Source organism: Streptomyces hypolithicus, assembly GCF_052934925.1.
In genome coordinates this window covers 2850363-2864007 of sequence record NZ_CM128811.1, presented here as the reverse complement: position 1 = coordinate 2864007, position 13645 = coordinate 2850363, and the positions used below count along the sequence as shown (strand labels likewise).

The following is a 13645-nucleotide window of genomic DNA, read 5'->3' as shown; positions in this document are numbered from 1 at the left end:
CTTCGCACTCACGTGCGGCCAGGGCCCGCTGACAGCGAGCCGGCCCAGCGAAATCCTCACCCCGTGGACTCACCAGGTGAACTCACCCCGTGAACGCCTCGCGCACCGCCTCGTACTCCCGCGTCCACCACACCACCAGGGCCGACGCCGCAGGAAACTGCGGGTCGGCCCTGCGGTCGTCCCGCTGGTAGCGCCAGCGCAGTATCCAGAAGTCGTTCAGGCGCTCCCACCACACCCGGTGCACCGCCGCCGCCAGCTCGTCCGCCCCTGCGCCGGCCGCGCGCCGGTACGCCGCCGCGTAGGGCCGTACCTTCGCCAGCTCCAGCTGCCCGGTCGGCCGTACGAAGAAGATCGCGGCGGCCCGTACCGCCTCCTCCGCGCGCGGCTGCACCGCGAGCCGGTCCCAGTCGACGATCGCGGCCGGTTCGGCGCCCCGGTATAGCAGGTTCAGCGGGTGGAAGTCGCCGTGCACCCACCCGGTGGCGGGCTCGGCGACCGGCGGGGGCCGCCGGTGGGCGTGCCGCTCCAGCAGCGCGCGCCGCTCCACGAGGCGGTGCTCGGCCAGTACGTCGAAGGTGTCCCGGGGCCGCCGCCCGCGCGCCAGGGTCAGCAGCTCGTCGATCAGCGCGTGGGTGTCGGCGGGGTCCGCGCAGTCGTGGCTGCGCCGGGCAGCCTCTTCCATCACCCGGTCCAGACAGGTGTGTACGAGCCCCAGGAGCGCGCCCAGCCGCCGGGACTCCGCCGTCGTGAGCTGTGCGCCGTCCCGGTGGCGGCCCTCGATCCACGGGTGCAGGGCGTAGCAGTGGCCGCCGATGACGGTGACCGTGGCGCCCTCGGCGCTTTCGACGGGCGGGGCCACGGGGACACCGAGCGCCTGGAGGTGTCGGGTGGCGCGGTGCTGGCGCCCGATGGTGTAGCTGTCGCCGTCGAGGTGGTGCTTGAGGAAGTAGTGGCCGCGGGTGGTGACGAGGCGGTAGCCGCGGTTGAGCAGCCCCTGGGTCACGGGTTCGCAGGCCAGCGGCTCACCGGGGCCGCGGTAGCGGCGCAGCAGGGTGTCCACGGGCGGCAGGGGAGCGTGTACAGATGAGCGGGCCACTCGTCACATGTTAAATCACCGTGCGTGCTCGTTCTGTCGCTGTGGGGTGCGGGTGAGGGTGTGCGCGGTCACGAACTGCGGTTCGATGCGCATGTGGACGGGATCGAAGGGCTCACCGTCGGCGAAGAGCGGTCCGGGGCCGAAGAGTTCCGGTTCGGCGGCGGACGGTTCGAAGATCTCGGCCGTGCCGGTGAACTGGACCGACCACAGCGCGCTGTCGCCGGAGTTGAGGTTGTCCGCGCCGTAGGCGACCACGCTGCCGTTGCACGCCTGGTGGTGGTTGTAGCCGGAGTGCATGCGCAGCAGCACGTGTCCGTCCGCGACGACGTGCCGGGCGATGGCCAGGAAGGGCAGGGCCTGCATGCTCATGGCGACCCGGCCGCAGCGGACGCGGCACAGCAGTTCGATGGCGCGCGGTTCCTCGGAAGACATGGCCTCCACTGTCCGCCAGCGGCGGGAGGCCGCGAAGTCCCGACCCCCCAGCTCGCAACGCAGCCAGTAACCCGCGATCCGCCGCCCTCGAAGCCCGCTCGCCCGCTAGCGCCGCTCCTCCGCCTGTTTGCGCGCGACGTACGCCGCCGCCTGGGAGCGGCGTTCCATTCCCAGCTTGGAGAGCAGGCTGGACACGTAGTTCTTGATGGTCTTCTCGGCGAGGTGCAGCCGCTCGCCGATGACCCGGTTGGTCAGGCCCTCGCCGATCAGGTCGAGGATCTTGCGTTCCCGCTCGGTGAGGTTCGCGAGCCGGCTGTCGCCCTCGTCGCGGTTGCCCGAGCGCAGTCGTTCCAGGACCCGCGCGGTCGCCACGGGGTCGAGCAGCGACTTGCCCGCCGCCACGTCGCGCACGGCGCCCAGCAGTTCATTGCCCCGGATCGCCTTCAGTACATAACCGGACGCACCGGCCATGATCGCGTCGAAGAGGGCCTCGTCGTCGGCGAAAGAGGTCAGCATCAGGCATTTGATGTCCTCGTTTCGCGAACGGACTTCGCGGCACACCTCGACGCCGCTGCCGTCGGGCAGCCGTACATCGAGTACGGCCACGTCCGGACGCGTCGCAATGATCCTGACCAGGGCGTCCGCAGCCGTGCCGGCCTCGCCGACCACCTCGATGTCGTCCTCCACGGAGAGCAATTCGTGCACTCCGCGACGCACTACCTCGTGGTCGTCAACAAGAAATACAGTGATTTTTCCATTTTCGCGCACGCCGTCATCCTCACACAAACCCTTCCCGTGTCGTGGGCAGCCGGTATAACGTGCCGTTGTTCCGGCGGCCTGCAAGGCTGTGACCAGTGGTTGTTCCCGCATTCTTCGATTTACTTGGAAATCCAAGCAAAATCGCAGGTCAAATGGGGTTTCGCAGTTGTGCGGCACACTGGGTAACGTGCCTTTGGCAGGGCGTTCGCCGGGGCACCTGTCACACCTGTTCCGGCCAAGTCGCACCCACCCCGTGCACGAGGTCGCAAGCAGGTGAGCCGCACTGGCCACCGGCAGACCCCGGGGGCCGGACAGACGGAGGAGCACGCACGTGACCGTGGAGAGCACTGCCGCGCGTAAGCCACGACGCAGCAGCACCAAGCGCGTCAGCGCCAAGAAACCCCAGCGTTCCGAGCCGGAGCTCGTACAGCTGCTCACCCCCGAGGGCGAGCGCGTCGAGCACCCGGACTACGCGATCGACCTCACCCCGGACGAGATTCTCGGCCTGTACCGGGACATGGTGCTCACCCGCCGCTTCGACGCCGAGGCGACCTCGCTGCAGCGCCAGGGCGAGCTGGGCCTGTGGGCCTCGCTGCTCGGCCAGGAGGCCGCCCAGATCGGATCAGGCCGTGCGCTGCGCGACGACGACTACGTCTTCCCGACGTACCGCGAGCACGGTGTGGCCTGGTGCAGGGGCGTCGACCCGACCAATCTGCTGGGCATGTTCCGTGGCGTGAACCACGGTGGCTGGGACCCCAGCACCAACAATTTCCACCTGTACACGATCGTGATCGGCTCGCAGACGCTGCACGCGACCGGTTACGCCATGGGTGTCGCCAAGGACGGCGCGGACTCAGCGGTCGTCGCGTACTTCGGCGACGGCGCGTCCAGCCAGGGCGATGTCGCCGAAGCGTTCACCTTTGCCGCGGTCTACAACGCCCCGGTCGTCTTCTTCTGCCAGAACAACCAGTGGGCGATCTCCGAGCCCACCGAGAAGCAGACCCGCGTACCGCTCTACCAGCGCGCCCAGGGCTTCGGTTTCCCGGGCGTGCGCGTCGACGGCAACGACGTCCTCGCCTGCCTGGCCGTCACCCGGGACGCGCTGGAGCGCGCGCGCCGGGGTGAGGGGCCGACGCTGGTCGAGGCCTTCACGTACCGCATGGGCGCCCACACCACCTCCGACGACCCGACGAAGTACCGGGCCGACGAGGAGCGCGAGGCGTGGGAGGCGAAGGACCCGATCCTGCGCCTGCGGACGTACCTGGAGAACGAGGGCCTCGCCGACAAGGTGTTCTTCGAGGAGCTGGAGAGCGAGAGCGAGACCCTCGGCAAGCGGGTCCGCGAGGCGGTGCGGGCGATGCCCGACCCGGACCAGATGGCGATGTTCGAGAACGTCTACGCGGACGGCCACGCCCTGGTCGACGAGGAGCGGGCGCAGTTCGCCGCCTACCAGGCGTCCTTCGCCGAGGAGGGCAAGTAAGCCATGTCCGTACCGAACACTGTGCAGAAACTTCCCCTCGCGAAGGCGATCAACGAGTCGCTGCGCAAGGCCCTGGAGACCGACCCCAAGGTTTTGATCATGGGCGAGGACGTCGGAAAGCTCGGCGGTGTCTTCCGGGTCACCGACGGCCTCCAGAAGGACTTCGGCGAGGAGCGGGTCATCGACACCCCGCTCGCCGAGTCCGGCATCGTCGGCACCGCGATCGGCCTGGCCCTGCGGGGCTACCGGCCGGTCGTGGAGATCCAGTTCGACGGTTTCGTCTTCCCGGCGTACGACCAGATCGTCACGCAGCTCGCGAAGATGCACGCCCGCTCGCTCGGCACGATCAAGATGCCGGTCGTCATCCGCATTCCGTACGGCGGCGGCATCGGCGCGGTCGAGCACCACAGCGAGTCGCCGGAGGCGCTGTTCGCGCACGTCGCCGGTCTGAAGATCGTCTCGCCGTCCAACTCGGCCGACGCGTACTGGATGATGCAGCAGGCCATCCAGAGCGACGACCCGGTGATCTTCTTTGAGCCGAAGCGGCGCTACTGGGACAAGAGCGAGGTCGACACCGAGGCCATCCCCGGTCCTCTGCACACGGCGCGGGTCGTCCGGGAGGGATCGGACCTCACCCTCGCGGCATACGGTCCGATGGTGAAGGTCTGCACCGAGGCGGCAGCGGCGGCGGCCGAGGAGGGCAAGTCGCTCGAAGTCCTCGACCTGCGCTCGATGTCCCCGATCGACTTCGCCACGATCCAGACGTCGGTCGAGAAGACCCGCCGGCTGGTCGTGGTGCACGAGGCGCCGGTCTTCTACGGTTCGGGCGCGGAGATCGCCGCTCGCATCACGGAGCGGTGCTTCTACCACCTGGAAGCGCCGGTGCTGAGGGTCGGCGGCTTCCACGCCCCGTATCCGCCGGCGCGCCTGGAGGAGGAGTACCTGCCGGGACTCGACCGGGTACTCGACGCCGTCGACCGCTCGCTTGGGTACTGAGGAGAGCCGTGACGATGACTGAAATTTCCACGTCCCAGCGTTACCGCGAGTTCAAGATGCCCGACGTGGGCGAGGGACTCACCGAGGCCGAGATCCTCACCTGGTACGTCAAGCCCGGCGACACGGTCACCGACGGCCAGGTCGTGTGCGAGGTCGAGACGGCGAAGGCGGCGGTCGAGCTGCCGATTCCGTACGACGGCGTGGTGCACGAACTGCGGTTCGGCGAGGGCGTGACGGTCGACGTGGGCCAGGCGATCATCACGGTGGACGTGGCGCCGGGGTCGGGTCCGGCCCAGGAGGCCGCTCCCGCACCGGAGCCCGAGGCGGCCCCCGTCCCGGCTCCCGCCCCTGAACCCGCGCCCGCGGAGGAGGCGAAGCCCGCCGCCCGCCAGCCGGTGCTGGTCGGCTACGGCGTCTCCGAGGCCTCCACGAAGCGCCGGGCCCGCAAGGGTACGGCGGCTGTGCAGACCGCGGCGGTCGCGGCGGCCGTCCAGGCCGAACTCAACGGCCACAGCGTGTCGGCCCCGGCGTCTGTTCCGGGGTCGCGTCCGCTGGCCAAGCCGCCGGTCCGCAAGCTCGCCAAGGACCTCGGCATCGACCTGGCCACCATCACGCCGAGCGGCCCCGACGGGATCATCACCCGCGAGGACGTCCACGCGGCGGCCGCGCCGGCGCCGGTCGCCCCGGCGGTGGCCGCGGAGTCGGTGGCCGCGGCGCCGGTGACGCCCGGACCGCAGGCCGCCGACGCTCCCGACGCTGCCGAGCGGGCCGCCGTCAGCGGGGCGCTGCGGGAGACGCGTACCCCCATCAAGGGCGTACGCAAGGCCATCGCGTCGGCCATGGTGAACAGCGCGTTCACCGCCCCGCATGTCACGGAGTTCATCACCTTCGACATCACGCGCACCATGAAGCTCGTCGAGGAGCTGAAGTCCGACAAGGAGATGGCGGGCCTGCGCGTCAACCCGCTGCTACTGGTCGCCAAGGCACTCCTGGTGGCGATCAAGCGCAACCCGGACGTCAACGCGGCCTGGGACGAGCCGAACCAGGAGATCGTGCGCAAGGAGTACGTGAACCTGGGCATCGCGGCGGCCACCCCGCGCGGCCTGATCGTCCCGAACATCAAGGATGCCGGGGCGAAGACCCTGCCGGAACTCGCCGCTTCGCTGGGTGAGCTGGTCGGGACGGCCCGCGAGGGCAAGACGTCCCCGGCGGCGATGCAGGGTGGCACGGTGACCATCACCAACGTGGGCGTCTTCGGCGTCGACACGGGCACGCCGATCCTGAACCCGGGCGAGTCCGCGATCCTCGCGGTCGGCGCGATCAAGCTCCAGCCGTGGGTCCACAAGGGCAAGGTGAAGCCCCGTCAGGTAACCACCCTCGCGCTGTCCTTCGACCACCGCCTGGTCGACGGCGAGCTGGGCTCGCGGGTCCTGGCCGATGTCGCGGCCATCCTGGAGCAGCCGAAGCGCCTGATCACCTGGGCCTGAGCCGACGCGTCCGCCGGAGCCCCGTCCATCCCAGCCGTGGGGGTGGCGGGGCTCTGTCGTCCGCCCGTACGACCCGGCCCGGCTCGGCGGATTGGTTGAATATGCGATAAACCCCCTTAAGTCAGGTTTGGTCGCACCCGGTGACGTGACGCAGGCAGAAACGTTGATGCGTGCGTGGAGCCACGTGAACTTTGGGATCGCAACACGCTTCTCGCCGAAGCGTTCTGCTGCAACGACGAACGAGTGCGTCAAGCGCAGTCCGCCCTTGACGAGGCCAACGCGGACCGGACCAGGACCCTGGCCGCGTTCGCCGTGACCGTGGGCAGTGACGCCGCTGTCGCCGACCTGATGGGTCTGCCCGAGCGAGAGGTGCGGGTCGCCCGCCGCACCGTCGGCAAGGATCATGCCAGGACCGTCGCCAACCAGCTGCTCACACCCGCCGCGGAGGCCACGGCGCCACCGCACGCGACCGCGCTGAACTGGCCGGAGCCGGAGCCGGAAGCGGCTCACGTCCCGCCACCGGTCCCCGGCCCCCGGACGGAATCGGTCACCGTGCCCGTCCCGGGTGCCCCGCCGCTCATGCCGACGGCCTCGGCTGCCGACGACGCGGTGACCTGGTCGGCCGGTATGGATTCGGTGCTCCAGTGGAGCTGGCAGTCCGGGCTCGACCTCCAGGCCGTCGCGGAGGAGCTCGGCATCAACTCCCGAACCCTGCTGACGCGGGCCCAGGTGCTGGCCGCCGAGGGCCGGCTCAGCCCGAGATCGCCCTCGGGTGACCTCGGTCAGGCGGGCCGGCACCGCCGCCACGAGGCCATGCCGCCGTACCACCGGATCCCGGACAGCCCGGAGAGCCTCTACAGCTCCCCCAGCCCGTACTGACCCGTACGACCCGACCTGATCCGCCCGCGACCGGACCGTGTCCCGCCACCGTGTCCGCGCCCCGTTCCGGGATGCGGACGCGGGTTCAGGTGGCACCCCTGTTGTATCTAAGCTGTGCGCATGCCTGTCGCACTCCCCGTACCGCCCGTGTCCCACGCGCCCGTCAAGCAGCCGCCCGCCGCCGAGCGCGTCTACGCCCACATCAAGAAGGGGGTGCTCGACCGGCGCTACGAGGGCGGCACCCTCCTGACCGAAGGGGACCTCGCCGACGCCGTCGGCGTGTCCAGGACGCCGGTGCGCGAGGCGCTGCTGCGGCTGGAGGTCGAGGGGCTCATCAAGCTGTATCCGAAGAAGGGCGCTCTCGTCCTCGCCGTCTCCGCCCAGGAGATCGCGGACGTCGTCGAGACCCGGCTGCTGGTCGAGGAGTTCGCCGTACGCCGCGCCGTACCCGCCTCGCCCGCCCTCGTCTCCCGGCTCGAAGGGCTGCTGGCGGAGCAGAAACGGCGCGCCGAGGAGGGAGACCTCGCCGAGGTCGCCGCGACCGACCGGTGCTTCCACGCCGAGATCGTCCGCAACGCGGGCAACCAGATCCTCTCCCGGCTGTACGACCAGCTACGCGACCGGCAGCTGCGCATGGGCGTCACCATCATGGAGGCGCACCCCGACCGCATCGCCAAGAACATCACCGAGCACGCGGAGATGCTCGAAGCCATCAGGGCCGGAGACGCGGAGGCCGCCGCGCAGTGCGTGCGGCGCCACGTGAGCCGGGTCAAGGTGCTGGTCCGGGGTGAGGACCGGTGAGCGACGCGCCCGCGGCCGTGCCCGGCGACCCGCCCGGCGGCCGGCGCGCCGCCGCTGTCTGGGGCATCGGCGTCGCCGTCTACTTCGTCGCCGTCATCTTCCGTACCAGCCTGGGTGTCGCGGGGCTCGACGCCGCCGACCGGTTCGACGTCAACGCCTCCGCACTGTCGACGTTCTCCATCCTCCAACTGCTCGTGTACGCGGGGATGCAGATACCCGTCGGACTGATGGTCGACCGCTGGGGCACGAAGAAGGTCCTGGCCCTGGGAGTCGTGCTGTTCACTCTCGGGCAGCTCGGGTTCGCTCTGTCGCCGTCGTACGGCATGGCGCTGGCCGCCCGGGCGCTGCTCGGCTGCGGTGACGCGATGACGTTCATCGCCGTACTGCGGCTTGGTGCCCGCTGGTTCCCCGCCCGGCGAGTGCCGCTGATCGCGCAGATCGCGGCGCTGTGCGGGATGGCGGGCAATCTCGTGTCCACCCTCGTCGTCGCCCGCATGCTGCACGGCGTCGGGTGGACGGCGACCTTCGCGGGCAGCTCGCTGGCCGGCGTACTGGTGCTCGTACTGCTGCTGCTGTTCCTGCGGGACCATCCCGAGGGCCACGAGCCCGCGCCGGCGGAGCACGCGGGAGCGGCGTACGTCCGGGGGCAGATCGCCGCCGCCTGGCGCGAGCCGGGGACGCGGCTCGGGATGTGGGTGCACTTCACGACGCAGTTCCCGGCGATGGTGTTCCTGCTGCTGTGGGGGATGCCGTTCCTGGTGGAGGCGCAGGGGCTGTCGCGGGGGACGGCCGGTGAGCTGCTGACGCTGGTCGTGCTGTCCAACATGGTGCTGGGGCTTGTGTACGGGCAGGTCGTCGCACGCCACGGCGCGGCGCGCGGGCCGCTGGCCCTCACCACCGTCGGGGCGACCGCGCTGCTGTGGGCGGCGACGATCTCCCACCCGGGCGACCGCGCCCCGATGTGGCTGCTGGTCACGCTGTGCGCGGTACTCGGCGCCTGCGGGCCCGCCTCGATGATCGGTTTCGACTTCGCCCGCCCCGCCAACCCGCCGGAGCGTCAAGGCACCGCGTCCGGGATCGTCAACATGGGTGGTTTCGTCGCCTCGATGACGACGTTGCTCGCGGTGGGCGTGCTGCTGGACGCGACCGGTGACAACTACCGGATCGCCTTCGCCTCAGTCTTCGTGCTGGAGGCGCTCGGCGTCACGCAGATCCTCCGTCTGCGCAAGCGGACGGCCCGCCGGGAGCGGGACCGGCTGGTCGCCAGCCGCGTCGAGGCGGTGCACGTCCCGGTGTGAGGCCGGGTCTGGGGTCCCGGGGCCCGGGGGCTGGGGGGACGGGTTACGGCGTGACCGCGAAGTTGCGGAGAATCGCGTCCGCCAGCGCCTGGTCGCCCTCGACCTTGATGTGGTCGGCCACCGCGCCGTACCGCACCCGCCCGCAGGCCAGGCGTACGTACGTCTCCCAGTCCAGGCCGATCGTCGCGAGCGGGCCGAGCGACGGCGTGCCGTCGACGGAGCCGCGGCCCTCGGCGTCCACGCGCACGGTGCGCATGAACTCGACCTGGCCGTGCACGTCGAGGACGACCGCGGAGTTCGCGGGTGCTCCCGCCTCCTTCGCCACGACCTTCCCCAGCCCCTGGACGAGGACGTCACGGGTGACGAGCGCGCCGGGCGAGTCGAGGTTGCCGGGCACACCGAGCGTGGCGCGCAGGTCCTGCTCGTGGACCCAGGTGTCGAACGCCCGCATCCGCAGCGCCAGTTCCAGGGTCTGCTCGGCGCCGAGCGGGGCGCGGACCGTGGTGTCGGGGGAACGGGTCTCGTTGCGGAGCTGACGGGCGCGGCGGATGATCGTGTATTCGAGCTCGGACGTCATCTCCGGCGCGGTGTGGTGACGCCGTACGTCGACCTGCATCTCCATGTACCGGGCGAACTCCGAGGACACGTGGTAGAGATCGCGCGGCAGCGTGTGGATCGGCCGCGGGTCGCCGAGCATCTCGCACTCCATGCCGATGACGTGCGAGACGATGTCGCGCACCGACCAGCCGGGGCATGGCGTACGGCGGTTCCACTCACCTTCGACGAGCGGCGTCACCAGCTCGGATATCGCTTCGATGGAGTGGGTCCAGGCGTCGGCGTATGTCTGGAGGCTGGGATGGACGGTCACGGGACCCCTCGTGCGGTTCAGTGGCGGTGGCGCGGGCTGGCTGGTGCGGGCTGGGCGTGCTGGGCTTGGCTGACTGACGGCTGCTGGGCTGCTGGGCTGCGTGGGAGGCTCCCACGCTAAGTTACGCTGCCCCGTGGCACCCTGGCAGTGCTTTGGTGTGACGATCGTAGGCCCGTGTTGACGGCTCGAATGCCAGGACGGTGGTAGTGTGCGCGCCTCCCTCATCCAGATCGCAGTAGACCCTGACGAATCGGTCAATTCCCGCCGCGTGCGGGTGGCTTCGCTCGTACGTGAACAGCGCGGGGCCGACCTGGTGGTCCTCCCCGAGCTCTGGCCGACCGGCGCGTTCGCGTACGAGTCCTTCGTCGAGGAGGCCGAGCCCCTTGAGGGCCCGACGTACGACGTGATGGCCGGGGCGGCGCGCGACGCGGCCGTGTGGCTGCACGCCGGCTCGGTCGTCGAGCGTGACCCCGACGGGCCCCTTTACAACACGTCGCTGGTCTTCTCCCCCGCCGGCGAGCTGGTCCGCACGTACCGCAAGATCCACCGCTTCGGCTTCGACAAGGGCGAGGCGGTGCTGATGAACGCGGGCGAGGAGCTGGTGACGGTGCAGGCCGAGGGGTTCACCTTCGGCCTCGGCACCTGCTACGACCTGCGTTTCCCCGAGCTGTTCCGCGGCCTCGTGGACGCCGGCGCGCAGGCGTTCGTCGTACCGGCGGGCTGGCCCGCGCGCCGCCGCGACCACTGGACGCTGCTGGCCCGTGCCCGCGCCGTCGAGAACCAGGCGTACGTCCTGGCCTGCTCCACCGCCGGCACCCACGCGGGGGTCGAGCAGGCGGGGCACAGCATCGTCGTCGACCCGTGGGGCGAGGTGCTGGCCGAGGCGGGCGTGGCGGAGGAGGTCCTGACCGTCAACCTCGACCCGGCGAAGGTGACGTCGACCCGCGACCAGTTCCCGGCCCTGAAGGACCGCCGCCTGCGGTAGAGAGCGGCGGGGCGTACAGGTCGCTCGTGTCGAGGGTCAGGTCGAACGGGGCCGGGAGTTGCACGGGGGTGCCGAAGGGGTGGGGGCCTCCGACGCGGGTGTAGCCCAGGCGGGCTTGTTGCGAGAACAGGGTGATGGTCTGCTCGACGCGGTCGGCGAGGAGGTAGAGCGGCGCACCGTACTCGGCGTATCGCTTGCGTTTGACGACGGGGTCGGTCTCGGCGTTGGACTCCGAGGTGACCTCCACGACGAGGAGCGTCTGGTCCGGCAGGAGCGCGCCCCCGCCTTTCGCGAGAGCCTCGGGGACCACGGCGATGTCCGGTACGCACCAGTTGGACGACCCGGGCAGGTCCAGGTTCCCTGATCCTTCGGCGCAGCCCAGTTCGTCCACTCGGGTTTCGATCTGGCGGCGGACCAATTTCGTGGCCCGCTCGTGGTCCCAGGTCGGTGGCATGGACTAGACGATCCCCTCAATGATCTCTGCCCGATTGCCCCGGACCCTCTGGACGGCGTACTTCAAGGCGCGTTCCGGGTCGATGCCTTCGATGCCTTCGGTGTACTCGTGCACGGTGGCCATCTGGTGTGCTCCTTCCTGCTGCCGCATCCACGGTCCCACGACGGAACCCGCCGCGTCCTCGCCGCAGCCCACCGTCACTCGTGAGTGTGTACGACGGGGATGGCACCCTGGACTGCATGAACGCTTCCTCGCCCACCCCGCGCCGCGCCCGTGTCCGTGCCCCCGAGCTGATCGGCAAGGGGGGCTGGCTGAACACCGGCGGAGACGATCTGACCCTCTCCGGCCTGCGAGGAAAGATCGTTCTGCTGGATTTCTGGACATTTTGCTGCGTGAACTGCCTGCATGTCCTCGATGAGCTGCGGGAGCTGGAGGAGAAGCACCGCGACACCGTGGTGATCATCGGGGTGCACTCCCCGAAATTCGTGCACGAGGCCGAGCACGAGGCCGTCGTGGACGCCGTGGAGCGGTACGGCGTGCATCACCCCGTGCTCGACGACCCCGAGCTCACGACGTGGAAGCAGTACGCCGTGCGGGCATGGCCGACGCTGGTCGTGGTCGACCCCGAGGGGTACGTCGTCGCGCAGCACGCCGGTGAGGGCCACGCGCACGCCATCGCGAAGCTCGTCGAGGAGCTGGAGGCGGCGCACGAGGCGAAGGGGACGCTGCGGCGGGGGGACGGGCCGTATGTCGCGCCCGAGCCGGTCGCCACCGACCTTCGCTTCCCCGGCAAGGCGCTGCTGCTGCCCGGCTCGGGGAACTTCCTGGTCTCGGACACCACTCGCCATCAGCTGGTCGAGCTGGCCGCCGACGGCGAGAGCGTCGTACGCCGCGTCGGCGACGGGGAGTTGAAGGAGCCGCAGGGGCTCGCGCTGCTGCCGGACGGGCGGGTCGTCGTGGCCGACACCGTCAACCATCGCTTGCGCACGTACGACCCCGAGAGCGGCGCGATCGAGACCGTCGCGGGCACCGGCAGCCAGTGGTGGCAGGGTTCTCCCACGGCGGGGCCGGCCCGCGAGGTCGACCTGTCGTCGCCGTGGGACGTCGCCTGGTGGCAGGGCAGGGTGTGGATCGCGATGGCCGGCGTGCACCAGCTGTGGACGTACGACCCCGAGGCGGGGACCGTCCAGGTCGCCGCCGGGACGACCAACGAGGGGCTGGTGGACGGACCGGCGGCCGAGGCGTGGTTCGCGCAGCCGTCGGGGCTCGCGGTGAGCGCGGACGGGGAGCGGCTGTGGGTGGCGGACTCGGAGACGAGCGCCTTGCGGTACGTCGACACCGAACTGGTGGTGCACACCGCCGTCGGGACCGGCCTGTTCGACTTCGGGCACCGGGACGGGGCGGCGGAGCAGGCGCTGCTCCAGCACCCGCTCGGGGTGACCGCGCTGCCCGACGGTTCGGTGGCGGTCAGCGACACGTACAACCACGCGCTGCGGCGCTACGACCCGGTGAGCGGGCAAGTGACGACGCTCGCCACCGACTTGAGGGAGCCCAGCGGCGCGGTGCTCGTGGGGGACGACATCGTCGTGGTGGAGTCCGCCCGGCACCGGCTGACCCGGCTGCGGCTGCCGGAGGAGGCGGTACGCGTCGAGGCGGTCGCCCACCGCACGCAGCGCGCGGCGACCGAAGTGGCCCCGGGCAGGCTGCGGTTGGACGTGGTCTTCCAGGCGCCCGCCGGTCAGAAGCTGGACACCCGGTACGGCCCCTCGACCCGGCTACTGGTCTCCGCGACCCCACCGGAGCTGCTGGTGGGCGGCGAGGGCGCCGGAACCGACCTGAGCCGTGAGCTTGAGCTGCACCCGGAGATCACCGAGGGCGTGCTGCATGTGTCGGCGATGGCCGCGTCCTGCGACGACGACCCCGCGAACGAGTACCCCGCCTGCCATGTCCACCAGCAGGACTGGGGTGTCCCCCTGCGCGTGAGCGCGGAGGGGGCGTCCCGGCTGCCGCTCGTGCTGGCGGGAATGGACGACTGAGGAGCAGCAGATCCAGACAGAAGCAGACCAGAAGCAGACCAGGAGCAGCTCGGCAGCTGGTCAGAAGCTGCTCC

The 13645-nt window shown here is 70.6% G+C and carries 12 protein-coding genes and 1 pseudogene; 8 read left to right on the top strand and 5 right to left on the bottom strand.

Features of this window, described 5'->3' with window-relative positions; genetic code table 11:
• Positions 1–82: 82 nt before the first annotated feature.
• The 3 genes from ACU6WZ_RS13500 to ACU6WZ_RS13490 form a co-directional block, all read right to left on the bottom strand.
• Positions 83–1096, bottom strand: coding sequence for a phosphotransferase (locus ACU6WZ_RS13500; protein WP_447033608.1), 1014 nt, complete (start codon positions 1094–1096; stop codon positions 83–85).
• 15 nt (positions 1097–1111) lie between these two features.
• Positions 1112–1528, bottom strand: a complete 417-nt coding sequence (locus ACU6WZ_RS13495) for a pyridoxamine 5'-phosphate oxidase family protein (RefSeq protein WP_447033607.1) — start codon at positions 1526–1528, stop codon at positions 1112–1114.
• 105 nt (positions 1529–1633) lie between these two features.
• Positions 1634–2296: a response regulator gene (locus tag ACU6WZ_RS13490; protein WP_447033605.1), complete on the bottom strand. Its 663-nt coding sequence runs from the start codon at positions 2294–2296 to the stop codon at positions 1634–1636.
• 322 nt (positions 2297–2618) lie between these two features.
• Between ACU6WZ_RS13490 and pdhA the strand changes: the two genes are divergently transcribed.
• The 6 genes from pdhA (at position 2619) to ACU6WZ_RS13460 (ending at position 9228) form a co-directional block, all read left to right on the top strand.
• Entirely contained in the window at positions 2619–3767 is a 1149-nt protein-coding gene (gene pdhA / locus ACU6WZ_RS13485) for a pyruvate dehydrogenase (acetyl-transferring) E1 component subunit alpha (protein ID WP_447033603.1), read from the top strand.
• Positions 3768–3770: 3 nt separating this feature from the next.
• Positions 3771–4763 (top strand): alpha-ketoacid dehydrogenase subunit beta, encoded by a 993-nt coding sequence (locus ACU6WZ_RS13480; RefSeq protein ID WP_447033601.1) that lies wholly within the window; start codon positions 3771–3773, stop codon positions 4761–4763.
• A gap of 14 nt (positions 4764–4777) precedes the next feature.
• On the top strand, positions 4778–6250 hold the full coding sequence (locus ACU6WZ_RS13475) for a dihydrolipoamide acetyltransferase family protein (protein WP_447033600.1): 1473 nt from the start codon (positions 4778–4780) through the stop codon (positions 6248–6250).
• Positions 6251–6493: 243 nt separating this feature from the next.
• The gene (locus ACU6WZ_RS13470) at positions 6494–7129 is read left to right on the top strand and encodes a hypothetical protein (RefSeq protein ID WP_447033598.1); all 636 of its coding nucleotides are present in this window, start codon (positions 6494–6496) and stop codon (positions 7127–7129) included.
• Between the two features lie 120 nt (positions 7130–7249).
• Entirely contained in the window at positions 7250–7930 is a 681-nt protein-coding gene (locus tag ACU6WZ_RS13465) for a GntR family transcriptional regulator (protein WP_447033597.1), read from the top strand.
• A complete protein-coding gene (locus ACU6WZ_RS13460) occupies positions 7927–9228 on the top strand; it encodes an MFS transporter (protein ID WP_447033595.1) in 1302 nt (433 codons plus the stop codon). The genes ACU6WZ_RS13465 and ACU6WZ_RS13460 overlap by 4 nt, the downstream gene beginning before the upstream one ends.
• A 43-nt stretch (positions 9229–9271) precedes the next feature.
• On the opposite strand, the gene ACU6WZ_RS13455 is transcribed toward ACU6WZ_RS13460, so the two are convergent.
• Positions 9272–10096, bottom strand: coding sequence for a maleylpyruvate isomerase family mycothiol-dependent enzyme (locus tag ACU6WZ_RS13455; RefSeq protein ID WP_447033593.1), 825 nt, complete (start codon positions 10094–10096; stop codon positions 9272–9274).
• A 208-nt stretch (positions 10097–10304) separates the two neighbouring features.
• On the opposite strand from ACU6WZ_RS13455, the gene ACU6WZ_RS13450 reads away from it, so the two are divergent.
• A complete protein-coding gene (locus tag ACU6WZ_RS13450; RefSeq protein ID WP_447033592.1) occupies positions 10305–11081 on the top strand; it encodes a carbon-nitrogen family hydrolase in 777 nt (258 codons plus the stop codon).
• A 16-nt stretch (positions 11082–11097) separates the two neighbouring features.
• On the opposite strand, the pseudogene ACU6WZ_RS13445 reads toward ACU6WZ_RS13450, so the two are convergent.
• Positions 11098–11658 (bottom strand): annotated as a pseudogene (locus tag ACU6WZ_RS13445) (Uma2 family endonuclease); the annotation flags it as partial.
• Between the two features lie 116 nt (positions 11659–11774).
• Between ACU6WZ_RS13445 and ACU6WZ_RS13440 the strand changes: the two are divergent.
• Positions 11775–13571 (top strand): NHL domain-containing thioredoxin family protein, encoded by a 1797-nt coding sequence (locus ACU6WZ_RS13440; RefSeq protein WP_447033590.1) that lies wholly within the window; start codon positions 11775–11777, stop codon positions 13569–13571.
• Positions 13572–13645 lie beyond the last annotated feature (74 nt).